General features: G+C 60.6%; 20 protein-coding genes. 11 read left to right on the top strand and 9 right to left on the bottom strand.

Annotation, left to right across the window (positions count from 1 at the left end):
* Window positions 1-70 precede the first annotated feature (70 nt).
* The 7 genes from AC1Z24_RS21925 (at window position 71) to AC1Z24_RS21895 (ending at window position 5,760) form a co-directional block, all read left to right on the top strand.
* Complete coding sequence (locus tag AC1Z24_RS21925) at window positions 71-859, top strand: amino acid ABC transporter ATP-binding protein (RefSeq protein ID WP_483742677.1); 789 nt, start codon at window positions 71-73, stop codon at window positions 857-859.
* Complete coding sequence (locus tag AC1Z24_RS21920; RefSeq protein ID WP_259111129.1) at window positions 859-1,515, top strand: amino acid ABC transporter permease; 657 nt, start codon at window positions 859-861, stop codon at window positions 1,513-1,515. The genes AC1Z24_RS21925 and AC1Z24_RS21920 overlap by 1 nt, the downstream gene beginning before the upstream one ends.
* Window positions 1,512-2,201, top strand: coding sequence for an amino acid ABC transporter permease (locus AC1Z24_RS21915; protein ID WP_483742676.1), 690 nt, complete (start codon window positions 1,512-1,514; stop codon window positions 2,199-2,201). The genes AC1Z24_RS21920 and AC1Z24_RS21915 overlap by 4 nt, the downstream gene beginning before the upstream one ends.
* On the top strand, window positions 2,198-3,625 hold the full coding sequence (locus tag AC1Z24_RS21910; RefSeq protein WP_483742675.1) for an amidase: 1,428 nt from the start codon (window positions 2,198-2,200) through the stop codon (window positions 3,623-3,625). The genes AC1Z24_RS21915 and AC1Z24_RS21910 overlap by 4 nt, the downstream gene beginning before the upstream one ends.
* Window positions 3,625-4,857 (top strand): D-amino acid dehydrogenase, encoded by a 1,233-nt coding sequence (locus AC1Z24_RS21905; protein ID WP_483742674.1) that lies wholly within the window; start codon window positions 3,625-3,627, stop codon window positions 4,855-4,857. Before AC1Z24_RS21910 ends, AC1Z24_RS21905 begins: the two co-directional genes overlap by 1 nt.
* Before the next feature lie 5 nt (window positions 4,858-4,862).
* Window positions 4,863-5,219 (top strand): RidA family protein, encoded by a 357-nt coding sequence (locus AC1Z24_RS21900; protein ID WP_483742673.1) that lies wholly within the window; start codon window positions 4,863-4,865, stop codon window positions 5,217-5,219.
* 199 nt (window positions 5,220-5,418) lie between these two features.
* Entirely contained in the window at window positions 5,419-5,760 is a 342-nt protein-coding gene (locus tag AC1Z24_RS21895) for a carboxymuconolactone decarboxylase family protein (RefSeq protein ID WP_483742672.1), read from the top strand.
* A 15-nt stretch (window positions 5,761-5,775) separates the two neighbouring features.
* Here the strand turns inward: AC1Z24_RS21895 and AC1Z24_RS21890 are convergent, their stop codons facing one another.
* The 3 genes from AC1Z24_RS21890 to AC1Z24_RS21880 form a co-directional block, all read right to left on the bottom strand.
* Window positions 5,776-6,441, bottom strand: a complete 666-nt coding sequence (locus tag AC1Z24_RS21890; RefSeq protein WP_483742671.1) for an NAD(P)H-binding protein — start codon at window positions 6,439-6,441, stop codon at window positions 5,776-5,778.
* Between the two features lie 10 nt (window positions 6,442-6,451).
* Entirely contained in the window at window positions 6,452-7,315 is an 864-nt protein-coding gene (locus AC1Z24_RS21885; RefSeq protein WP_483742670.1) for an oxidoreductase, read from the bottom strand.
* Between the two features lie 78 nt (window positions 7,316-7,393).
* A complete protein-coding gene (locus AC1Z24_RS21880; RefSeq protein ID WP_483742669.1) occupies window positions 7,394-7,966 on the bottom strand; it encodes a TetR/AcrR family transcriptional regulator in 573 nt (190 codons plus the stop codon).
* A gap of 207 nt (window positions 7,967-8,173) precedes the next feature.
* Here AC1Z24_RS21880 and AC1Z24_RS21875 point away from each other — a divergent pair, with 207 nt between their 5' ends.
* Window positions 8,174-9,568, top strand: a complete 1,395-nt coding sequence (locus AC1Z24_RS21875) for an MFS transporter (RefSeq protein ID WP_483742668.1) — start codon at window positions 8,174-8,176, stop codon at window positions 9,566-9,568.
* On the opposite strand, the gene AC1Z24_RS21870 is transcribed toward AC1Z24_RS21875, so the two are convergent.
* Window positions 9,562-10,095 (bottom strand): phospholipase D family nuclease, encoded by a 534-nt coding sequence (locus tag AC1Z24_RS21870; RefSeq protein WP_483742667.1) that lies wholly within the window; start codon window positions 10,093-10,095, stop codon window positions 9,562-9,564. The two genes, AC1Z24_RS21875 and AC1Z24_RS21870, sit on opposite strands and share 7 nt — an antisense overlap.
* 249 nt (window positions 10,096-10,344) lie before the next feature.
* On the opposite strand from AC1Z24_RS21870, the gene AC1Z24_RS21865 reads away from it, so the two are divergent.
* Complete coding sequence (locus tag AC1Z24_RS21865; protein ID WP_483742666.1) at window positions 10,345-14,427, top strand: deaminase domain-containing protein; 4,083 nt, start codon at window positions 10,345-10,347, stop codon at window positions 14,425-14,427.
* 39 nt (window positions 14,428-14,466) lie between these two features.
* Here AC1Z24_RS21865 and AC1Z24_RS21860 read toward each other — a convergent pair whose 3' ends face one another.
* The 5 genes from AC1Z24_RS21860 to AC1Z24_RS21840 form a co-directional block, all read right to left on the bottom strand.
* Window positions 14,467-15,546, bottom strand: a complete 1,080-nt coding sequence (locus tag AC1Z24_RS21860; RefSeq protein WP_483742665.1) for a nucleoside hydrolase — start codon at window positions 15,544-15,546, stop codon at window positions 14,467-14,469.
* 156 nt (window positions 15,547-15,702) lie between these two features.
* Window positions 15,703-17,013: an MFS transporter gene (locus tag AC1Z24_RS21855; protein WP_483742664.1), complete on the bottom strand. Its 1,311-nt coding sequence runs from the start codon at window positions 17,011-17,013 to the stop codon at window positions 15,703-15,705.
* Between the two features lie 293 nt (window positions 17,014-17,306).
* Entirely contained in the window at window positions 17,307-17,942 is a 636-nt protein-coding gene (locus tag AC1Z24_RS21850; protein ID WP_483742663.1) for an N-carbamoylsarcosine amidohydrolase, read from the bottom strand.
* Window positions 17,943-17,994: 52 nt separating this feature from the next.
* Window positions 17,995-18,813, bottom strand: coding sequence for an alpha/beta fold hydrolase (locus tag AC1Z24_RS21845; RefSeq protein WP_483742662.1), 819 nt, complete (start codon window positions 18,811-18,813; stop codon window positions 17,995-17,997).
* A complete protein-coding gene (locus AC1Z24_RS21840; RefSeq protein ID WP_483742661.1) occupies window positions 18,810-19,958 on the bottom strand; it encodes an FAD-dependent monooxygenase in 1,149 nt (382 codons plus the stop codon). The genes AC1Z24_RS21845 and AC1Z24_RS21840 overlap by 4 nt, the downstream gene beginning before the upstream one ends.
* Window positions 19,959-20,307: 349 nt before the next feature.
* Between AC1Z24_RS21840 and AC1Z24_RS21835 the strand changes: the two genes are divergently transcribed.
* Both AC1Z24_RS21835 and AC1Z24_RS21830 read left to right on the top strand, forming a co-directional pair.
* Window positions 20,308-21,351 (top strand): 2,5-dihydroxypyridine 5,6-dioxygenase, encoded by a 1,044-nt coding sequence (locus tag AC1Z24_RS21835; protein WP_483742660.1) that lies wholly within the window; start codon window positions 20,308-20,310, stop codon window positions 21,349-21,351.
* Window positions 21,352-21,500: 149 nt separating this feature from the next.
* Entirely contained in the window at window positions 21,501-21,959 is a 459-nt protein-coding gene (locus tag AC1Z24_RS21830) for a MarR family winged helix-turn-helix transcriptional regulator (protein ID WP_483742659.1), read from the top strand.
* Window positions 21,960-22,147 lie beyond the last annotated feature (188 nt).

Raw genomic sequence — 22,147 nt, 5'->3', positions numbered from 1 at the left:
TCGCACTCGATCGCCACCAAGGCGGCTCCCACAAGTTACCGCAAATTCCAAATAAAAGAGGTGAGCCAAGATGTCGATCCCACCCGAACCTTCCTTGCTGCGCGTGCACGAACTGCACAAGAACTATGGCGACCTGGAGGTCCTCAAGGGTATCAGTCTGGACTTGAAACCCGGTGAAACCCTGTCCCTGATCGGCCCCAGCGGCTCGGGCAAATCCACCTGCCTGCGCTGCATCAACTATCTGGAAAAGCCCACTGCCGGGGAGATCTGGCTCGGTGACGAGCTGATCGGCCAGGTCAGGAACGGCCAGCGCAGCCGCCTGCTGAGCGATCGCGAGATGGCCCCGCAACGTCGGGACATCGCCATGGTCTTCCAGCTGTTCTACCTGTGGCCGCACTTGAACGTGCGCGACAACGTCGCCCTTGGCCCGATCAAGGCCCAGGGCATGCCGCGCAAGCAGGCCTACGAGCTGGCCGAGGCGATGCTGGAAAAGGTCCACCTGCGGCACAAGGCCGATGCCTTTCCCGAACAACTGTCCGGTGGTCAGCAACAGCGTGTGGCGATTGCCCGGGCGTTGGCGCAACAACCGAAAGTCATTCTGTTCGACGAGCCGACCTCGGCCCTCGATCCGGAGCTGGTCGGTGAAGTACTGGCAGTGATTCGCGAGCTGGCCGAGGAGGGCCGCAGCATGATCATGGTCACCCACGAAGTGCGCTTTGCCCGCGACGTGGCCGACCGGGTGATCTTCATGGACGGCGGTCATATCGTCGAGCAGGGCCCGTCGGCGCAGGTGATCGACCATCCCCAGCATGAACGCACCCGCAGCTTTCTCGGGCGCGTGGCCCTGGAGAGTGCTTGATGGCCAACCTGCAAATCTTTCTCGGCCTGCTGCCGCTGTTGCTCAAGGGCGCGCTGACGGCACTGGAAATCGCCTTGTGTACGCTGGTTCTGGCCAGTGTCGGTGGTTTGCTGCTGGCCATCAGCATGACCTTCAGCCGCTCGCGCATCGTCCACGGACTGATCGCCTGCTTTATCGAATGGATGCGCAACGTCCCGGCCCTGGCCCATCTGTTCCTGATCTATTTCGGCCTGTCGTACCTGGGCATCAACCTGCCGGCCTGGCTGGCGGCGATTGTCGGCCTGAGCCTGGTGGGCAGTGCGGTACTGGCTGATATCTTTCGCGCCGGGCTGCAATCGCTGCATGTCGGCCAGCATGAAGCCGGGCTGGCGGTTGGCCTTGGTCACGGCCAGATCCTGCGTTACGTGCTGCTGCCCCAGGCCCTGCGTGCGGCACTGCCGGCTTTCGCCAACTACGTCACGCAATTGATCAAGGACACCTCCATCGCCTCGGCCATTGCCGTGCCGGAGATCATGTTCCTGGCCCGTAATCTGGTGACTTCGACCTTCCAGACCTCGCTGATCTATCTGGCGGTGATGTGTATCTACGCCGCGATGATCGTGCCCATCGGCCTGGCTTTTATCCGCCTTGAACGTCACTGGGGGGCGCCGCGATGATCAGTTTCTTCATGCAGTACCCGGAGTACTGGAGCGATTGGAGCGTTCGCCTGTGGCAGGGCGCGCAAGTCAGCGCCGAGCTGTCCCTGACCGGTTTCGCCCTGGCCGCGCTGCTCGGTTCGTTGCTGGCCTGGGCCATGAAAAGCTCCAGTGCCTTGCTCAAGCGCTGCGCGGTGTTTTTCATCCAGGCCATGCGTGCGGTGCCGTTGCTGGCCTTGCTGCTGGCGCTGTATTTCGCCTTGCCGAGCCTGGGCCTGACCCTGTCCGGCTATTGGGCCGGTGCCTTGGGCCTGGGTCTGCAAGGGGCAGCCTATATCGCCGAGGTTCTGCGCGGCGGCCTCGATGCCCTGCACCGTGGTCAGCGCGAAGCGGCCATCGCCACCGGGCTGACGCCCGTTCAGGCGTTCACGGCGGTGATTCTGCCCCAGGCGATTCGCGGCATGTTGCCGCCGCTGCTCAATGCTTATGTGTCGATTCTCAAGGACAGCTCCCTGTGCGCCCTGATCGCCACCGATGAGCTGATGCTGGCGGCCAAGGCCATCGCCTCGGAAAGCTTCCTGCCCATGCACATCTTCCTGTTGGTCGGGCTGTTCTATTTCGTTATCGCGTTCCCTCTGTCCTTGTTGTCCCGCGCTTTGGAAAAGCGTTTCTCACGGGGCCGCAAAACCCTTCGAGGTCAATCATGAGCCACCTGGATCACATCACCTCCTACAGCATCGGCCAGTTGCAACAGGCCCTGGCCAGCGGCGCCCTGAGCAGTGAAGCGCTGGTGCGGGCGCAACTGGCACGTATCGAGCGCTTCGACGGCCAGCTCAATGCCTTTGTCGAAACCTATGCTACGCGTGCCCTGGACGCCGCCATCGCCGCCGATCGCCAGCGTGCCGCCGGGATCAGCCTGGGGCCGCTGCATGGGGTGCCGGTGGCAATCAAGGACCTGTTCGAAATTGACGGCCAGGCCATTACCGGTGGCTCCCTGGCCGAGGCACCGCGTATTTCCAGCCTGACCGCCACCGCGGTGCGCCGCCTGGAACAGGCCGGGGCGATTGTGCTGGGCAAGACGCACACCGTGGAATTCGCCTTTGGCGGCTGGGGCACCAATGCGGTGATGGGGACGCCGTGGAACCCTTGGGACCGTAATGTCCATCGCGCGCCTGGAGGCTCCAGCAGCGGTTCGGCGGTGGCGGTGGCCAGCGGCCTGGCCAGTGCTGCGCTGGGCACCGATACCGGCGGCTCGGTGCGGATTCCGGCGGGCATGTGCGGATTGGTCGGGCTGAAAACCACGCGGGGACTGATCAGTCGTCATGGCCTGATCGAACTCTGCCCGTCACTGGATACCGTGGGCCCGATCACCCACACCGTGGAAGACGCCGCCTGGATGCTCGATGCGTTGTCGGGGCCGGACCCGCTGGACGCAGTATCGGCAAGGGCACCGGTGGTCAGCGCCAGTGTCGGATTGAACAAGCCAGTGGCCGGACTGCGTCTCTGGGTGCTGCCCGAAGCCGAGCGCGCCCAGATCGCTCCCGGCGTACTGGCGGCCTACGACAAAGGCCTTAAGCAATTGGCGGCATTGGGCATGCAACTGGTGGAGCAGCCGTTGCCTTCGTCTCTGGATTACTGCATGGGTGTGGCGGGCGGGCTGATGAGCGCCGAGGGCTATGCCAACCTGGGCGGGCTGTTCGAGCGCGAGGGCCTGCGTTTCGACCCCCATGTGCAACGCCGGGTATTGAGCGGCAAGGCCATCGACGCCGCTGCCTATATCAAGCTGCACAACCAGCGCCGCGCCGCCCGTCAGGCGATGGAAGAGGCCATGCTCAACGTGGACGCCTGCGTGTTCCCGACCAACGCCATCGGCAGCGTGCCTTTGGAGCAGGTCGACGAGTACGGCACGCCCCTGGCTCTGCTCGGGCGTTTCGCCAATCTGTTGAACCTGTGCTCGGTGGCGTTGCCCATTGGTTTCGATGAGCAGCACATGCCGGTGTCGATGCAGATCGTCGGTCGTGCCTTTGCCGAGCCGCTGATCCTGCGTATCGGCCATGCCTATCAGCAGATCAGCGATTGGCATCGGCAACGGCCTGCGGGCTGGGACCTGGCGGATAAGGACGTGGCGTAATGAATATCTGTGTAGTGGGGGCGGGCATCGTCGGGCTGAGCAGCGCCTGGTTCCTGCACAAGGCCGGGCACCGGGTCACGGTGATCGATCAGGCGGCGGGGCCTGGCATGGGTGCCAGCGCGGGTAACGGTGCGCAACTGAGCTACAGCTACGTGCAGCCGTTGGCCGATCCGTCGTTGCTGCCGGGCATTGCGGGGCTGTTGCTGGACCGCAGCGGGCCGCTGAAATTTGCGCCGCAGTGGAGCATCGAGCAATGGCGCTGGTGCATGGAATTTCTTGCCGCCTGTCGCACCTCGACCTCGCGTGAGACGACGGTGGAGCTACTGCAACTGGCGCAGGAAAGCCGCCGGGCGGTTGATGCCTTTATGGCCGAGGAGCAGGTCGATTGCGACTTTGCCCGCACCGGCAAACTGGTGCTGTATCCCGACGCCGAAGGCTTGCGCAAGGCTGGCGAACAGGTGAAGTTCCAGGCCGCCCACGGTGCCCTGCAACATATCCTCAGCCCGGCCGAGACCCTGGCCGTGGAGCCAGCCTTGGCGGGTTATGCCAGTCAGTTTCATGGCGCGATTCATACGCCCGGCGAGTGTTCGGTGGACAGCCGCAAGCTGTGTCAGGAACTGGCGCGCTTGCTGGTGGAGCAGGGCGTGCCCCTGTATTTCGACACCCAGGTGCAGGCTATCCTCAGTGACGGCCGGCGCGTTCGAGCCTTGGCAGTGGAGCCTCTCAGCGAAGGACCGCGACAGATCGAAGCCGATGCCTTCGTGCTGGCGGCCGGTGCCCTGAGCACGCGGCTACTGGCCCAGGTCGGCACGCGTATTCCGGTTTACCCGCTCAAGGGCTACAGCATTACCCTGCCGATTGATGCCGAAGTAACGGCACCGATGGTCAGTGTCACCGATATGCGCCGCAAAACCGTGTTCGCCCGCATCGGCTCGCGACTGCGGGTGGCGGGCATGGTCGAGCTGACCGGGCTGGATGCCACGATCCCGAAGGAGCGTATCGAGCAACTGCAGGCTTCCACTCGGGCGCTGTTCGGTGCAGGCTGGCGCGTCGAAGATTGCCAACCCTGGACCGGCTGGCGCCCGGCAACCCCGACGGGTCTCCCGGTGGTGTCGGTCAGTGGTTGCGACAATCTCTACATCAACAGCGGCCAGGGCGCCCTGGGCTTGACCCTGGCCTTTGGCAGCGCACAGCGCCTGGTGCGGCTGATCGATCCTCATTTCAAGGAGTAGTACCCATGTCCAAGATTCAACGTCTGCAAAGCAATGCCCGCATGTCCGGCGCCGTGATCCATGGCGGCGTGGTGTACCTGGCGGGCCAGGTCCCGAATGACCTGAGTCTGCCGGTCAAGGAACAGACTCAACAGGTCCTGGCCAAGATCGACGGACTGCTGGCCGAAGCCGGTAGCAACAAGGGGCAGTTGCTCAGCGCACAGATCTGGCTGAAAGACATCGACCGTGACTTCGCCTCGATGAACGAAATCTGGGATGCCTGGCTCCCCGAAGGCGGCGCCCCGGCCCGCGCCACCGTCCAGGCCGACCTGGCCAAGCCGGAGGTGTTGGTGGAAATCATGGTGGTGGCGGCGCTGGGCTGATTTCCGGAAATCGCTGATGACCTCTTTGGGGCCGGTTAAAGCCGGTCCCACATTGCGTCGGCTAGACTTGGGAAGACGTCGACACTCTGCATTTGCGAGTTTCGGACAAGAAGTTGAGCGTATTGCGAAAGTTCGCCAATCGCCGTCGACGGACACTGTGTGTGTTGTCGATGCCGTCTAACTTTCTGGAGATACCCTCATGTTCAGCAACTGGTCCGATCTCGTTCTTACCGTGAAAAAATCCTTTGGCTCCCTGGCCAAGAGCAATCCGAAAATGGTCGCCGCTTATGGCGCTCTGGGCGATGCCGCTGCCGAAAACAATGTGCTGGATGCCAAGACCCGGGAACTGATTTCCCTGGCCGTGGCCATCACCACCCGTTGCGACGGTTGTATCGGTGCCCATTCCGAAGCCGCAATCAAGGCTGGCGCCACCCGCGAAGAAGTGGCAGCGGCCCTGGCCACGGCGATCTCCCTGAATGCCGGTGCTGCCTATATCTATTCCCTGCATGCTTTGGAAGCCTACGACGCGCTGAAAAAGTGACTGTCGGCAGGGATATCACTGCGCAGCAGCGTTGATATCCCTGGCATACAGCACCTGCTGCGGTGCGCCACGTCGCGCCACATTGAGCATGGCCTGGCCGATCACACCGGTGCTCAGCACGGTGTTCGGCAGCAGCCAGTGCAACAGCGAAAACAACGGTCCAAAGACACTGATGATCAAGCGATACATCAGGGTCTTGGACTTTTGTCCGTGCAGCGGTTTGATGGCGCCTGGGCGGAACAGGTACACCGCCTTGAATGGCAGGCGCAGCAGGGCGTTCTCCGCCTTGCCCTTGACCCGCGCCCACATGCTGCGGCCCTGTTCACTGCTGTCGGTGCCCGCGCCCGAAACAAACACGAAGGTCATTCGGGGATTGAGCCGGGACAGGGTTTGCGCCGCCGCCACGGTAATGTCATAGGTCACTCGGCTATAGTCGCTTTCGTTCATGCCCAGAGAACTGACTCCCAGGCAAAAGAAGCAGGCATCGATACCGCGCAGACGGTCTTCCAGGTTGCTGTAGTCGTATAGATCGGCCTGCACGATGTCTTCCAGTTTGAGGTGCGACTGGCCGACCCCGGTGCGACCGACCGTGATGACCCGCTCGACATCCCTGGCCGCCAGGCATTCGCGCAAGACACCCTGGCCCACCATGCCGGTGGCGCCGAATAAGAGGATTTTCATGGGTTGTTCCTCAAGCGAGCGGCAACTCAGGCACCGGCGCCGTGGCGCTGAGATCGGTGGAGGTGGTGACCGCTTTCCAGCGTTCAGCCGCCGCCGAGCGTGCTTCTTCCACCGGGGTCAGGAACTGCAATGCATCGCTGCCCAGCAGCAGGCGCAGGGGCGGTTGTGCGTGATCGGCGATCTTCAGGACGACTTGGGCTACGCGATCCGGATCGCTGTTTTCCTGGCCGGCGATACTGCGCAACAGTTCCTGCAACGCGCCGACGCTTGGCTGATAGTCGGCCATTACCGGCTCATCATGACCTCGGGCACGCACCGCCCAGTTGGTACGCATGCCGCCCGGCTCCAGCGTGGTGACCTGTACGCCCAGGGGCTTGAGCTCGGCCGCCAGTACATCGGAAAAACCACCCACGGCAAACTTGGCCGATTGATAGGCGCTCAAGCCCGGCATGGCGATACGTCCACCCACCGAGGAAATCTGAATGATGTGCCCGGCGCGCTGCTGGCGCATGACCGGCACAGCGGCGCGGCTGAGATTGACCACGCCGAAGAAGTTGGTTTCGAACTCCAGGCGGAAGGCCGCTTCGTCGGTCTGCTCAAAGGCCTGCATATGCCCATAACCGGCGTTGTTGACCAGCACATCTAGGCGGCCGAAGGCGTCGACGGCCGCTTGCACGGCGGCCTTGGCGGCTTGCGGGTTGGTCACATCCAGCTCGAAGGTACGGATCTGCTCACCGTAGCGCTGAACCAGATCGTCAAGACGTTGCGGATCACGTGCCGTGGCCAGCAGGCGGTCACCGGCGGCAAGTACCGCTTCGGCAATATTGCGGCCCAGGCCACTGGCACTGCCACTGATCAACCAGACTTTAGACATGAAGGTATCTCCTGTTGAATTGCAGTGTATGAGTAAGTAATCACTCATTTATTGAGTAAATAAAACCGGGTAAAACGCTCAGTCCCTGGCAATTGCATTCCAGTACGCGACGAAACCGGCTTCGCGGTAGCGCTCGGCCTGTTCCGGTACAAGGCTCATGAAGTCCATGGTGGTCTCGGCCAGGCTGCGCATGATCGCAGCGGTGAAATCCACCGGTTGATCGCGCAACACGCCGCAGTCGACGCTCATCTGCAAGGCCTCGCCCAGTTCCCGGAAACCTTCCTGCCCGGCTTCACGGCTTTGCGGCGTGAGACGGTCCGACATCATCAGCAGGGCCATGACCTTGCGCTTCTGCGGCTGGGCCACGCCCCAGTCAACGTAGATGCACCAGGTGTGATGCAGGCGTGCCTTGATGCTCTGGTCCCGCGGGAAGCCCGGCAGCATGATGTCGCGCAGCTCGACCTTGAGCTCCAGATACAACTGGTTGAGCAACTCGTCCTTGGTCTCGAAATAGTTGAACAGCGTACCCTCGGCGACACCCGCGCCCTTGGCGATCTTCGCCGTCGGCGCACCCAGGCCCAGCTCGGCAAAGATATGCAGGGCTGAGTCGAGGATGGCGTTGCGCTTGTATTCGCTTTTCGGACGGGCCATGGACGGGCAGGGCTTTTAATAAGTGAGTAGGCGCTCATTTATACGCCCGTCGATAAATAACTGCAAACTTAATTCGTTGGAGCGAGGCTTGCCCGCGAAGAGCTCAGTACACTCAATACATCTGCTGAGCCTGGCAGATCGCTTTCACGGGCAAGCCTCGCTCCAACAGAATAGAATCTCGGGATGCCCGTCCCGGAGCCCTCTGCAATGCCCATTTCCCGCTCGACCGCCATCGCCTCTCTGGTCGCGGTGACCTTCTTCATGGAAAACCTCGACGCCACGGTGATCGCCACCGCGTTGCCGGAAATGGCCCGCACCTTTGGCGTTGGTGCGGTAGACCTGAATATCGGCATGAGCGCCTATATGCTCGCTATCGCCATCTTTATCCCGATCAGTGGCTGGCTCGCTGACCGCTTTGGTTCGCGGCTGATCTTCGGATCGGCCATCGTGCTGTTCACCCTGTCGTCGCTGTTGTGCGGCTTGAGCACGGGGTTGGAAAGCTTTGTGGGCGCACGGATATTGCAGGGCATCAGCGGGGCGATGATGGTGCCGGTGGGGCGGCTGGCGGTGCTGCGTGGCACCGAGAAGAAGGACCTGGTGAGGGCTATTTCGGTGATCACCTGGCCCGGTCTGGTGGCGCCGATCCTCGGTCCGCCCCTGGGGGGCTTTATCGTCACCCACAGCAGTTGGCCGTGGATTTTCTACCTTAATCTGCCATTGGGCCTGCTGGCCCTGATCGCGACAGTGGTCCTGATTCCCAAACATAACGAGACCACAAGGCGCAGTTTCGACCTGTCGGGTTTCGTGCTGACCAGCAGCGCTGGCGCGGCTTTTCTCTATGGTGTGGAAATGCTCGGCCAGCGTCAGCACAGCCTGTGGACCGGCGTGGCGGTGACCGCCCTGGGCCTGTTGCTGGCGGCCGTTGCCTGGCGTCATATGCGACGCCGCGACGAGCCGTTGCTCAATCTCGATGTGGTAGCGGTGCAGACTTTCCGGGTCAGCCTGTTCGGCGGTTCGCTGTTTCGTATCGCCATCAGCACCTTGCCGTTCCTGCTGCCGCTGATGTTCCAGCTGGGTTTTGGCCTGTCGGCGTTCGATGCGGGGTTGTTGGTGCTGGCGGTATTTGCCGGCAACCTGGCGATGAAGCCCTTTACCACGGCGATCATGCAGCGCTGGGGCTTCCGCCCGGTATTGTTGGTCAATGGCGTGCTTGGCGTTCTGGCGATTGCCGCCTGCGCCTGGATCGACGAAGCCATGGGCTGGCCGCTGATCCTGTTCATTCTGTTTGTCGGCGGGCTGTCGCGTTCGATGCAGTTCACCGCCTACAACACCCTCGGTTTTGCCGATATCAGCAAACCACGGATGAGCGATGCCTCGACCCTGTTCAGCATGTTCTTCCAGCTCAGCATGGGCCTTGGGGTGGCTATCGGTGCCTTGCTGCTGCGCGGCGCCATGCTGGTTCATGGCAATGGCGGGGCGGTCGCCACCGCCGATTTCCAACTGGTGTTTCTCGGCGTGGCGCTGATTGCCGTGCTGGCGATGCTCGATAACCTGCGCTTGCCCGAAGACGCAGCGCAGGCGGTGCTACAGAAAAATCAGTAAGCCGGCGCGAGGGTCTCGCCTTCGCTCCACAGCTTCTCGAAGTCCTGGGTGTAGCTGGCGGCCAGATCAGGCGCGCCACGCAGCAACAGGGCGTTCTCGGCGTTCTTGGTGGCGGCGGCCTGGGTGTAGTTGAACGAGCCGGTCTCGACATCGGTGCCGTCGATGACCATGAACTTGTTGTGCATGATCGCGTACTTGCCGTTCAGGCGTACCGGTACGTTCTTGTTGGCGACAAAGGTAGTGGCGGAGTATTTGCCGCTGTTGCCACGCTTGTCGGCAACCAGGCGCACATCCACACCGCGCCCCTTGGCGTCAACCAGCGCCGTCGCAATGGGCTTGCTGGTGAAGGAGTAAGCGGCCATGACAATGCTGTGTTTGGCGTGGGAGATGGCATCGATGACCACGTCCTGGGCCGACTGTGCGCCGATTTTCGGCGAGAAACCGACCACCGCATCTGGGGCGGCGAAGGCAGCGGGGACCAGGGAGAACGACAGGGCGGCGGTGAACAGGACAGCAGAAAGGCGCATGGGGCAATCTCATGGTCGAGTGACTGAAAGGCGTGGATCGATGCGTGTGTAATATTTGCTTACATCCGCATCGACGCCGCGCAGGGTAGCACTTCCCAGCCTGATATCCAGAGCTTCGTAACGTCCTGAATCGCAGAAAGAACCTACTTGCTGCGTCGACTTTGCTGATTGAAAAAGACTCGTTGGTTCGATTCCGTTTTTCCAGTGTCAGCCACTTTTTTGCTCACTCGGACTACTGGAATCTTGAACATGGCCAATGACCCTTCTGCGGATTCACCGCACATTTTTGAACCTCTGCCAGACATTGCCTGGCTGACTGACGCCGTACCGGATATGGCGAGCTGGAGTAGCGTCGATAACGCCGAATCGCTGTTTCAGATAGTGGGCCTTGATAACGTTGCACTCGCCTTGAGCCAAGACCCCCACGACCGGTGGATTGCCCTGATTCAAACGCAGGCATTCCAACGTTTTTGCCAACCCCTGTTAAAGCGCATGGCCTGGTACAGCGGTGAGCAGGCTTCGCCACGTATCAGCCAGGCCTTGCTTGGCCGGGCGATCATCGAGCGGTTTTGTATCGGCGCGGCGAGCGATGGCTTTCTTGAGCAACTGTTCCCGACCAGGGATATCACTCAATACAACCACGTCAGGTTGCTCGAAGAGGTCGCGGACCATCTCGCTAAACGCAACGCCGGCGCGAGTGCGCCGACCCTGGCAATGCTCAAGTACCTGCTGCTGCGGGAGCTGGCCCCTGAGCTGCTGGTCCAGCAAGTTGCCGATCACTTCTGCTATGGCCGTTCGCTGCAGAGTGTGGCGCTTGTCCAATGCGCCAGGTTTGTGCAGGTGGTCGCGCCAGAGACGTTGCCGCGCCTCAAGTATGAGGAGCTACTTGAGGTGGGGCAGTCTCTGTCGCAGTCGAGCGATCCTGTCGTACAGAGGGCCTGGGCCAGGGCCGCGATTGTTCCTGCCTTGCGTTATGCCCAGGCCCATGGCGCGGTAGCGCTGGATCAGGGCATTGCCAAGGCTAATGCGGCCCAGACTTTCCAGGCGCTGGAGTACCTCAAGACACAACAGGACTTGCATGCCCAGGCGCTGAACAGCCTGTTGGCCATCAAGCCACCGGACCGGAAAAAACTTGCCCACACGGCGCTGCACGCCGCTGCCGTGCCTTCGTGGCTATGGCCGCAAGGGGTAAAGGTCGATCATTGGCCAGTGCTGCAAGCGCATGGCTTGAGTCTTGCCGGGTCATACGAATGGGATCACTGGATCACCGAACTGGCAGGCAAGCGTATGGCTTCGGTGGAAGAGCTGGTGATGATGGGCGAGGTGTACAAGGCGGGTGAGCCGACCGTCCCGCAGCGCTATGAGCAGGCGTTCGCGGCCTTCAAGGAGTCCCTGATCGCGGCCAAGGCCAAGGTCATCGAACGTCTGCTGGGCGAGATGCCGGACAGGGATCAGGCGTTGCTTGCCCACTATACCTGTGAGGTCAGCCGGGTCATTTTCGACAAGGAGCAAGCGCTTCAAGGGCTGTTCATCCGGTGTCAGCCGGGCGATCGTCGCGTCGACTTTCATGACCACTCTCATGCAGTCGAAGTCTTTTTTGAAATTATCCCCGCAGCTGGCGTCGCTCGACGCATCGCCAATCGATTCGAATATCGCGTGGAGGATAGCGAGTCAACGGGCATCCTCAGTCCCATTCAGGCCATCCATCATCATGAAGAACATGCAATGCATGTGGCCCAGGCTGAGGTGACGCCCCTGGTGGCGCTGGACAGTGATGCCTACCTGCATGGCACGGTGTCCCGTTCGGCGACGTCGCCACGTCATCCGCTTGAAGGCACACTTAAAGCTGCGCCCGACCTGGTTTTTATCGAGGACGGCAAACTTCAGGGCATGCGTCAGTACCTGGCCAGGACTGCTGCCGAACATCTACTGGCACCAACCCTTGATCAGTTGCAGGGCCAGACCCTTCACCAAACCGACTGGGAACAGCTGTGGGCCCACGAGCGGCAGGTCGCCGATCAACTTGCCCGCCTGTTCGTTCCCTTCTATGGCTGCATTGCCGACCTGCGCAAAGGCAATCACTCGGCGGGCGTGATCTTCAATTGCGCCCTGGATGCAGTGGCAACCCTGGTGCCCATGGGCCAGTTTCTGCGCTCCACGGCGATTCTTGTATTGCGGGCGGGGGAGTTGAGCGTGCTGTCCGCTGCCCGCTCGCTGGGTACGGTGCTGGGCCGGCTAGGTATTGATATTGCCCGGCAGACCACGGCTTTGGGCTTCGTCGATCTGCTCAAGCCCGGCGTGCGCCTGTCACGGTCGCTATGGGAGGGGCTGTTCGTTGCAGTACCGGCGCTGCGTCAAGCCATCAAGCACCCTGAATGGCTGCTCAATGGTGTGGCAATGAGCAAAGGTGTACGCGCCACCCTGGATGGGCTGCCCGACATCGCTGTGCGCAATATTGGCAGCGTCGAAGCGGCCGATTACCGCGCGCTGGACCCTTATACCGATCAGGTTTACGGCAAGCGTCTGGCGGTCATTGCCGAGGCGTCTGGCATCGAATTGTCCTCGGCCGAAGGCATCACCTCCGGCCATTACCCGCCTGTGATACCGGCGCGGCTGACGGAAGAGGGCGGCCATGAAATGTTGATCGACCGCGGCTACCAGACTCGGGTGATCAAACGGCGCGAGAGGGTGTTCGATATTCTGGTGGATGACAGGGTTTATCGTCTTGATAGCGGTGCTGAGCATGTGGCCTTGCGCAGGTTGGATGTGGCGCCTTGGTCTATGAGCGAATCCGGGCTTGATGAGACCGAAGTCCTCTGTCGTCCGAAGCGCGATCTTGAAGAAACGCCCTGCGCAAGCGGGATCAAACTGGTCAGTAAAGTTCCGCAATTGCTTGATACCTCGCGTGATCATCTTGGCACCAATATCAGTTGGGCGTTCGAGGGGCGCGAGCATCGTCTGTTCAGGCTGGTTGTCTGGGAGAATCCCGCACAGGCAATCGATGTAATGATCAATGACGGCAAGGTCTGCAAATGGGTACCGCCCGTTCGCCGCGTGCCGGGGACTCTGGCTGCCCTGACGGAAGAAGAGCGTGAGACGTTTCTGGTGCCTGATACGGTGGTATATCGCGACACTTTCGGGGGGCGGTTGTCTACGCAGTTGCGCCTGGGTTTTCGGCATGACTTTCAGTTTGACGAGGCGGTCGTCAATCATGATGTACCCGTGATTGAACTGTTCAGTATCGCCCATGGCATTGGTGATGCCCGTACATTGAGAGGCATCAGGCTAAACCTCGACACTCATGAGGTGATAGTCGTCGAGCCGGATACCGGAGTGTTCTATTGGGCGATGGAGCCACAGACCTCAGACGAAGCTGGATTGAGTTTTAATCGGTTGAAGTTGCAGAGCGAGACCGACCGGGGGCTGATTGATGAGTATCTGACCGTGCGCGACCAATACCGCCTGGTCCGCAAGGAGCCTCAAGCTATCCAGCACCGCGAGAATCTTGCATGCTTGCTTTTCGACATGTTGGGGCCTGAAGAAAGAGCTGTGATGCCCTTCCTGCAGTTATACCGGCTGGATACTTATGAGCAGTACGTCCTGTGGTGCAAATTCGAGCATAAAGAGAACGAACTTCTCAGCTACGCCTCTCGGATTCTCACAGGAAATATGGAGCAGAAAAAATTCGTTGCCATGACGAAAGCACTCATTGGTGATTTCAAACCGCTTATCGAGCGATCAGAAGAAGAGCAGCGAGCGATCGTTAATGTGCTCAATAATCTGTTGCCTGTGCAGAATCCTAAGAAGCCCTGGGTTGAGTTGGACCTGCACAATATTACAGCTCAAGAAACAAAGGATTTGATCAGAGGGCAGACCGGAGGCAGTAACGTGGCCTTTGTTTCTATCACCACGCAAAGCGGCGACAGGGCGGTGTATTACGCTCTGGCAGCAGGCAAAAAAGCCAAACGTCTAAAACTGCAGGTGGAATCCGACGCCCCTGAAACACTGATCGACGGTGTTGCGTATCGCGATGCCCGAGCGATCACTCGCGATAGAGGTCCTGATCCGGATTTCGTCAGCTTGCCGGTGACGCGCAGTGCCGAGTCGCTGGTGGTTGATGATTTTCCACGTCACTTGGACGCCGAGCGTCTCCTGGCAACGGTTGTTCGAGCCGATATGGAGGGTATAGCGTTGCGCAGTATCAACGTCTTTACCTTCCTGGACACCTGTCCGTCCTGCGGTGGTTTTGTCCTGCCGCGACTGAAGCTGGATTTTCCTGGCGTACCCTTTTCGGTCACCTACCTGTCCGAATACCTACCTCGCAGGGCCTGACTCAGGTGCCCCGGCTGTATTTGCCGGGGCACTTCCCCTTCAAGGCTTCTTCACCGGCGCAGGCAAGGTCACCAGCGACACATATTCATCCCAGAACTGCTTCTGATTGATGCCGAACACCACCTTGGCCTTTTGCGTACCGACCGGAGCACCTTTCTTGTAGCCCATGGAGCGGCCGTAGTCCGGGCCGAAATGGGCGTCGACATCGACCCACAGATCCTTCGATTCGGTAACCAGTTCCGGGTGGACCAGGAACAGCGCGGGCAGGCTGTCCCATGTGAAGCTGTGGTAGGTCTGTTCCTTGGCGAAGGTCGGGCCGAACACGCTTTTGTACAGGTTCGGGATCACGCCTTTGCTGGCGACGATGCGCTGATACACCGAGGCGTCGAAGATCACCTTCTCGCACACGTCGTTGGGGAAGATCACATGTTCGATGGGCTGACGCAGGACGATATGCGCGGCCTCCGGGTCGAACCACCAATTGAACTCCGCCGCAGGCGTGGTGTTGCCGGGTATCTCGATGGCACCGCCCATGTACACGATGCGCTTGATCAGCGGCACGATTTCCGGCGCGGTGCGGATGGCCAGGGCCAGGTTGGTCAGAGGGCCGACCGCCAGCAGGGTGACTTCGTGGGGGTTGCGCTTGACGCTGTCGATGATGAATTGCGCTGCGGACTCACTGCGCAGCTTGGTGTGGGTCGCCATACCGTCCGGCGGTGCGACCAACTGGCTGGCGGAGGTCGGTCGCGGGTTTTTGAAGGCCCCCGGCCAGCCCGAGCCAAACAGGGCCTTTTCCTGTTCATAGGTGGCGTAGTCATGCAGCAGCGGATAGGCGGCGCCGGAGTAGACACCGACTTCCTTTTCCAGGCCCATGCGTTCAACGGCTTTAAGGGCGTCGACCTGTTCCTGGTCGACCCAGGCATTGCCGCTGACCAGGGTCATGCCCAGCAGCTCGATGCGTTTCTGTGCGTGCAACTGGGCCAGCATGATAAAGGCCTGGCCATCGTCGTTGAGCACGTTGAAATCGGTGTCGAAGATGACTTTCTCTGTCGCTTGCGCTGCGCTGGCGGCCAGCCCGACGGCGAGGGCCAGGGCACAGCTTTTCAGAAAACCCTGCATGATTTTTCCTTTTTTATAGTGATGCGAATCGAGGTCTGAACACATAACCGTAGGAGCGGCTTCAGCCGCGAGGGATCAGGTACAGACGATTAATATGCGTCGTATACACCCGTGACCTCGCGGCTAAAGCCGCTCCTACAATAGACAGGTTTCCAGTCAGCGGTTAACCAACTTGGCCGGCAACGCCACCACCAACAGACTGCTGAGAATCAGGCATCCGGCAAAGAACCATAGCGCACCGGCACTGCTGCCGGTGACGTCGATGGCGATGCCCATCATCGAGTTGCTGACCAGCCCGGCAATGTTCGCCAGCGAGCAGGCCAGGGCGAAGCCGGTAGCCGCAGCGGTGCCTTTGAGGAAGGTCGCCGGCAGGCTGAAGAACACCGGTACTGCGCCAATGATCGCCGCCGAAGCAATGGCGAACAGGGCCACGGTCGCCGCGACGTTATGGGTGAAGAAGGTGCTGGTCGCCATCGCCACGGAGCCGATCAGGAATGGCACGATGATGTGCCAGCGGCGTTCGCGATGACGGTCGGAGCTGGCGCCAATGAACAGCATGCCCAACAGCGCGGCGATACTGGGCAGGGCGGTCAGCACGCCGATATGGAACGGGTCGATGACCCCGGCGTTGCGAATGAACGTTGGCATCCAGAAGCCCATGGCGTAGGCACTGAGCAGGATCGAGAAGTCGATACCGCCGAGCATCCATACCTTGAGGTTGAAGAAGCCGTCCTTGAAGCTGGTTTTGCTGTCCTTGCTATCGGCATCGTCCCGGCGCAGTTCGCCTTCGAGCAGGACCTTCTCTTCACTGCTCAGCCATTTGGCCTGGGCCGGGCCGTTGGGCAGCGCCCAGAACGTACCGATCCCCAGCAGCACACTGGGCACTGCTTCGACCAGGAACAGCCATTGCCAGCCGCGCAACCCGGCGGCTTGGTCGAAGTGGCCCATGATCCAGCCCGACAGCGGCCCACCGATCACGCTCGACAGCGGCAGACCGATCATGAACAGGGCGATGATCCGACCCCGGCGATGGGTCGGGAACCAGGTGGTCAGGTAGAACAGCACCCCCGGCAGGAAGCCGGCTTCAGCCGCGCCCAGCAGGAAGCGCAAGACATAGAACTGGGTCGGCGTGGTCACCAGCATGGTGCAGGCCGACAGCAGGCCCCAAGTGATCATGATCCGTGCGATCCAGATCTTCGCCCCGACCTTTTCCAACACCAGGTTGCTGGGCACTTCGAACAGGATATATCCGACGAAAAACAGCCCGGCGCCCAGGCCGAACGCGGTTTCGCTGAATTGCAGCTGGGAGAGCATTTGCAGCTTGGCGAAACCGATATTGATCCGGTCCAGATAAGCCGCCAGATAACAGAAGCACAGGAACGGAATCAGCTTCCAGGTGATCTTGTGGTACATCGCTTTGATCGGGTCCGTGACCGAGGTCACGGTTGAGCTGTTCGCAGAGGGCATTATGTGTCTCCTGGCGGTGACTTATGGTTTTTGTATAGCCGCATATCAGGTGCTTTGGCAGCACCGAAATGGCGACTTCCAAAGGCAGTGTCAGAAGACTGCCAAGCGGCTGTTCAGCGCGCTTGAGCAGTGGTGACCAGTGCTCTAAATGGCCTGGTTCGGGGTGGTGCTTTTGTTACAGGGGCGAACTCTGTGGGAGCGGCTTTAGCCGGGAATGCGTCGTCATGATCGATATATTTCTGTCGCCAGTCACAGGGTCTTCCCGGCTAAAGCCGGTCCCACAAAAAACGTGTTCAGCTTACGAGAAACTGCTCCATCGCCTCGCCCTTGCTGATGACATCGCCATATTTGCTGTCGATATCGAAAAGGTTCGCCTCATGGGGCGCCGGGTGGCGGTCGCCGACGCATTCGCGCACGACGATGGTCCGGAAGCCGTGCTGCACCGCATCCACGGCGGTCGCACGAATGCAGCCGCTGGTGGAGCAACCGGCCAGTACCACGGTGTCGATGCCCTGGGCGTGCAGCATCGACGCCAGGCTGGTGCCGAAAAACGAGCTAGCGTATTGCTTGCTGATCACCACTTCGTTGTCTTGCGGCAGCACTTCTTCACAGAACGCCGCCAGGGGATTGCCTTCAACCATGTCCTTCATGACCGGGGCTTTCTTTACCCAGATGCCGCCGTCGGCAAAGTGGCCGGGGTGATAACGGATATTGGTATGCACCACCACAATGCCTTGTTGTCGGGCACAGGCGAGCAATTCAACACTTTCCTTCACCGCACTGACTACCCCCGGCGCGTATAAAGGTGCACCGCTGGTGGTGTAGCCCTGCATGAAATCGATCATCAGCAGCGCCGGTTTCTTGCCGAAACCGATGCGCTGGCCCCACACGCCCTGGTAGTTGGCGTCCGCGCTTTGCTCTTGACTCATGGCGTGCTCCTTTACGGATAACGGTTTTACGTTGGAATACGCACACCCAGCGTTAATTCAACGGCTTTCCGAGGAAATCCCCGAAGGCGGCAAAGAAGCCCTCCAGGTTATCCCAGGGAATCATGTGCCCGGCGTCCGCCACATGAACGATCTCGATAGCCGGTTGTAGCTCAGCGATCTCTGCTTCGTCTTCGGTCAGGATTACGCCGCCGCGTTCAGCCACCATCAGCAGGGCGGGCACTGGCAGGTGGGGCAGGTCGTGGTGGAAGTCCTCCTCATGGAAATCATTGAAGGCGCGCACGATGGCCGGCTCATAGCAGGTGTGCAGCCATTCGGCGCGCAGCTGCAACTGTTCCTCGGTCCAGGTGGCACAGAAGGCGCGCATGGCTTCGGCGTCCATGCCCTGTTGTGCCTGGCGGATCGAGTCGACATACCACGGCAGCTTGCTCGGGTACTCGCGTCGGCCAGGCCCGGATACCGGTGGATCGATCAGTACCAGGCGTTGCAGGCCACGGGACTGACGAACCGCACTGCGTACGGCAAAGCGCGCCCCCATGGAATGACCGACCAGGTGGTACTGCTCGATGCCCATGGCTTGTACAAAGGCATTGATATCATCGGCGCAGGTATCGACGCTGTAGTCCAGCTCCGGCCCGGTGGACGACAGGCCGCGACCGCGAGCGTCCAGTACATACGTGTCGAAGTGCTGGCCCAGACGTTCGGCGACAAAGCCCCAGGTGATGGCCGGGCTGGTGATGCCGGGAATCAGAATCAACGCCGGGCGCCCCGTATGACGCGCGCCGCCGTAGCGCAGGTAGTGCTGACGGATGCCATTGGCCTGGACGTTGCCGCCGTGGATGAATGTGCTCACGCGGCCACCCCGGATTTCAGTTCCTGACCGTACAGGTCATAGCCGTAGACCCAGGCCGGATCTTCCTGGGTACGCAGCCAGGTATTGGCGTTTGATACGGCCTGGACCCGGGATGCACGCTCCTTGCGGTTGGCTTCGTAGAGGGCGAAGGCGGTTCGGTAGTCACCCAGACCGGTTTCCTGCAGGCAGCGGGTGAGCATGGCGGCGTCTTCGATGGCCATGCCCGCGCCTTGGGCCATGTGCGGCTTCATGGGGTGGCAGGCATCGCCCAGCAGGACCAGGCGACCACGGCTCCACAGGGGCAGCGGGTTGCGGTTGAGCAGTGGCCACTTGGTCACGCTGTCGGTGGATTCGATCAGAGCCTGGACGGTGGGATGATAACCGGCGAAGGCCTCATACATTTCCTCCTGGCTGCTGTCCACCCAGTTGCCCTGGAAGTCCCAGGCTGCGTGGGGCACGCCGGTGACGTAGTAGTACTCATCGCGCTTGCCGGTGGTGTGATAGACCATCATGTGCCGGTCTTCGCTCCACCACTTCACGCAGTTCTCGAAGTCCAGGTTGTACTTGCGCAGCACGTCGCTGGAAATCAGTGCGCGGTGGGCGACCCAGCCGCTGTACAGCGGTTTCTCGGCGCCGAGCAACTCTTCGCGAATCTTGGAGTTGATGCCGTCGGCGCCGATGACGATATCGGCCTGGGCGGTTGTGCCGTCGGCAAAGCTCAGGCGCACGCCGGTGTCGGTTTCTTCCAGGCGCTCCAGGCACTTGCTGAAATGCACGGTGCCGGGGGCGATGGTGGACATCTGCAGGGCATGCAGGTCGCCACGGTGCACGGTGATATAAGCCGCGCCGTATTCCTTGACCGCGAATTCGCCCAAGGCAATGCGTGACAGGTAGTCGCCGCTGGCGCCGTCACGGCTGAACCAGTAGTCCGGATGCGAGCCCATGCCGCTGAGCGCCTGCTCGATACCCATGCGGCGGAAGATTTTCATGATGTTGGGACCCATGTGAATCCCGGCGCCGATCCGCGAGAACTCCGGCGCCTGCTCATAGATATCGACCGTGAAACCGGCCTGCTGCAACAGCGTGGCGGCTGCGGCGCCACCCAGTCCGGCGCCGACGATTGCGATTCTTGGTGTGCAGGGCATGGGCATTTCCTTCATCTGTTCGTGTGGCAGTTCATGTTCGAAGGCGAGGTCGTCTCGCTGCATTTTTAAAGTGTATACGCTGTTTTTTTGAAATGGGAATAGCCCGATCGAAAAATAATAAATCCCATGTCAATGACCTGTGTCACGCAAAGTAACCTTGTTTTATTGGGTTTGTGTTGTGTGGTAACGAAGTGGTCCGGCTCTTGCAGACGGCGTTGATTTGATGTCTGATCGTTTATAAATGGTGTATACGCTATAAAAACGCACCGACGTGATGCGCCCATGCCTTGCTTTGGTGCGAATGTTCACCGCGCCGAGCCACTGTTCAGTCGAAGAGGGAGACAAAAAGATGCCAGTCAGCGATTGCCAACTGACCCAGATGTTCGAGCACGTTTTGACGCTGTCGAAAGTGGATGCGACCCAGAGTGTCGCGGTTCTGAAAAGCCACTATTCCGATGCCCGCACCGTACGTTCGGCCATGGAGGCGGCGCAGCGTCTGGGTGCCAAGGTCTACGCGGTGGAACTGCCATCGTTCAACCACCCCAAGGCCATGGGCAACGACATGACCGCCTACTGCGGCGACACCGCCCTGACCGGCAATATCGCTGCGCAACGGGCCCTGGAGGCAGCGGATCTGGTGATCGACACCATGATGTTGCTGCACTCCCCGGAGCAGGAACAGATCCTCAAGACCGGCACGCGCATCCTCCTGGCTGTGGAGCCCCCGGAAGTCCTGGCGCGCATGCTGCCGACCCTGGCTGACAAGGAGCGCGTGCTGGCTGCCGAGAAACGCTTGAAGCTGGCGCGCTCGATTCAGGTGAAATCAAAGGCGGGCAGTGATTTTCGTGCTGAGTTGGGGCAATACCCATCGGTGACTGAATACGGTTTTGCCGACGAGCCGGGGCGTTGGGATCACTGGCCCAGCGGCTTTCTGTTCTCCTGGCCGAACGAAGAAACCGCCGAGGGCGTGCTGGTGGTGGACGTCGGCGATATCCTCCTGCCGTTCAAGAACTACTGCCGGGAAAAGATCACCCTGGAGATCGAAAAGGGCTTTATCACCAAGATCCACGGCGGCTTCGAGGCCGAATATCTGCGTGACTACATGAAGTACTTCAACGACCCGGAGGTCTACGGCATTTCCCATATCGGCTGGGGCCTGCAACCCCGTGCGCAATGGACCGCCATGGGCCTGCACGACAAGAACGACGGCATGTGCATGGACGCCCGGGCGTTCGAGGGCAACTTCCTGTTCTCTACCGGGCCGAACACCGAGGTCGGCGGCACGCGCAAGACGCCATGCCATATGGATATTCCGCTGCGCCATTGCGACGTTTATCTGGATGACACGGCGGTGGTGTTGGGTGGCGAGGTGGTGGAGCCGATTGCCGGTTGACTCTATAGGAGCGAGGCTTGCCCGCGAAGGCGATGCCTCAGACACGAATAATGTGTCGGCTGTACGTGCCTCTTCGCGGGCAAGCCTCGCTCCCACGGTCCTACAGGGTTAAGGTATGCACCTTCTTCAACAGGCTGACTGAGCTAATCGTGTTCCCCAATAACAACGACTCCAACGCAGACGCTTACGCTTTTTCCGAACAGGTCGGCCATTTGCTGCGCAAGGTGTATCAGCGGCATATGGCGATCTTCCAGCAGAATGTCGGCGACTCTCAGTTGACTGCCGTGCAGTTCGTCACGCTGTGCGCCGTGCGTGATCGCGGTCCCAGCTCCCTGACCGAACTGGTCAAGGCCACGGCCGTGGACCAGGCCACCATTCGCGGTATCGTCGAGCGGCTCAAGGCCCGCGACCTGATCACCCTGGAGCCGGATCCCGAAGACCGGCGTAAAGTCATAGTCGGCCTCGCCGACAGCGGTCGCCGGCTGGTGGAAGAAACCGTGCCCCACGCCGCCCATATCAGCGAGCTGACCCTGCGCAATCTCAACCCCGGCGAACGCGTGGCGTTGCTCTACCTGCTGCGCAAGATGCTCGACGACAAAGACGAGTAAACCGCCGCTCACAAGGCGTCTCTTGCCACTCGATCACGTGCCATTTTGCAGATGGCACGCTTCCTGCTCCTGTTTCATGAAGTAACCACTACACAAAATAGGCGAATCACGGCGCGGCCCTGATGACGCCTGTTTTATGAAGTATTTACTTCATCAAATCATCTGCACCGCCACGGTGCGGGCGGTAA

This window comes from Pseudomonas sp. JL23, assembly GCF_056933585.1.
The sequence above is the reverse complement of the archived record's forward strand: the minus strand, read 5'-3'. Positions and strand labels throughout refer to the sequence as shown.

Bases quoted from the DNA above. Each gene is read 5' to 3' on its own strand.
- AC1Z24_RS21905 (WP_483742674.1), top strand. From the start codon at position 3,625: ATGAATATCTGTGTAGTGGGGGCGGGCATCGTCGGGCTGAGCAGCGCC.
- AC1Z24_RS21890 (WP_483742671.1), bottom strand. From the start codon at position 6,441: ATGAAAATCCTCTTATTCGGCGCCACCGGCATGGTGGGCCAGGGTGTC.
- AC1Z24_RS21915 (WP_483742676.1), top strand. From the start codon at position 1,512: ATGATCAGTTTCTTCATGCAGTACCCGGAGTACTGGAGCGATTGGAGC.
- AC1Z24_RS21895 (WP_483742672.1), top strand. From the start codon at position 5,419: ATGTTCAGCAACTGGTCCGATCTCGTTCTTACCGTGAAAAAATCCTTT.
- AC1Z24_RS21925 (WP_483742677.1), top strand. From the start codon at position 71: ATGTCGATCCCACCCGAACCTTCCTTGCTGCGCGTGCACGAACTGCAC.
- AC1Z24_RS21885 (WP_483742670.1), bottom strand. From the start codon at position 7,315: ATGTCTAAAGTCTGGTTGATCAGTGGCAGTGCCAGTGGCCTGGGCCGC.
- AC1Z24_RS21850 (WP_483742663.1), bottom strand. From the start codon at position 17,942: ATGAGTCAAGAGCAAAGCGCGGACGCCAACTACCAGGGCGTGTGGGGC.
- AC1Z24_RS21835 (WP_483742660.1), top strand. From the start codon at position 20,308: ATGCCAGTCAGCGATTGCCAACTGACCCAGATGTTCGAGCACGTTTTG.
- AC1Z24_RS21900 (WP_483742673.1), top strand. From the start codon at position 4,863: ATGTCCAAGATTCAACGTCTGCAAAGCAATGCCCGCATGTCCGGCGCC.
- AC1Z24_RS21870 (WP_483742667.1), bottom strand. From the start codon at position 10,095: ATGCGCCTTTCTGCTGTCCTGTTCACCGCCGCCCTGTCGTTCTCCCTG.
- AC1Z24_RS21855 (WP_483742664.1), bottom strand. From the start codon at position 17,013: ATGCCCTCTGCGAACAGCTCAACCGTGACCTCGGTCACGGACCCGATC.
- AC1Z24_RS21840 (WP_483742661.1), bottom strand. From the start codon at position 19,958: ATGCCCTGCACACCAAGAATCGCAATCGTCGGCGCCGGACTGGGTGGC.
- AC1Z24_RS21865 (WP_483742666.1), top strand. From the start codon at position 10,345: ATGGCCAATGACCCTTCTGCGGATTCACCGCACATTTTTGAACCTCTG.
- AC1Z24_RS21910 (WP_483742675.1), top strand. From the start codon at position 2,198: ATGAGCCACCTGGATCACATCACCTCCTACAGCATCGGCCAGTTGCAA.
- AC1Z24_RS21880 (WP_483742669.1), bottom strand. From the start codon at position 7,966: ATGGCCCGTCCGAAAAGCGAATACAAGCGCAACGCCATCCTCGACTCA.
- AC1Z24_RS21860 (WP_483742665.1), bottom strand. From the start codon at position 15,546: ATGCAGGGTTTTCTGAAAAGCTGTGCCCTGGCCCTCGCCGTCGGGCTG.
- AC1Z24_RS21875 (WP_483742668.1), top strand. From the start codon at position 8,174: ATGCCCATTTCCCGCTCGACCGCCATCGCCTCTCTGGTCGCGGTGACC.
- AC1Z24_RS21920 (WP_259111129.1), top strand. From the start codon at position 859: ATGGCCAACCTGCAAATCTTTCTCGGCCTGCTGCCGCTGTTGCTCAAG.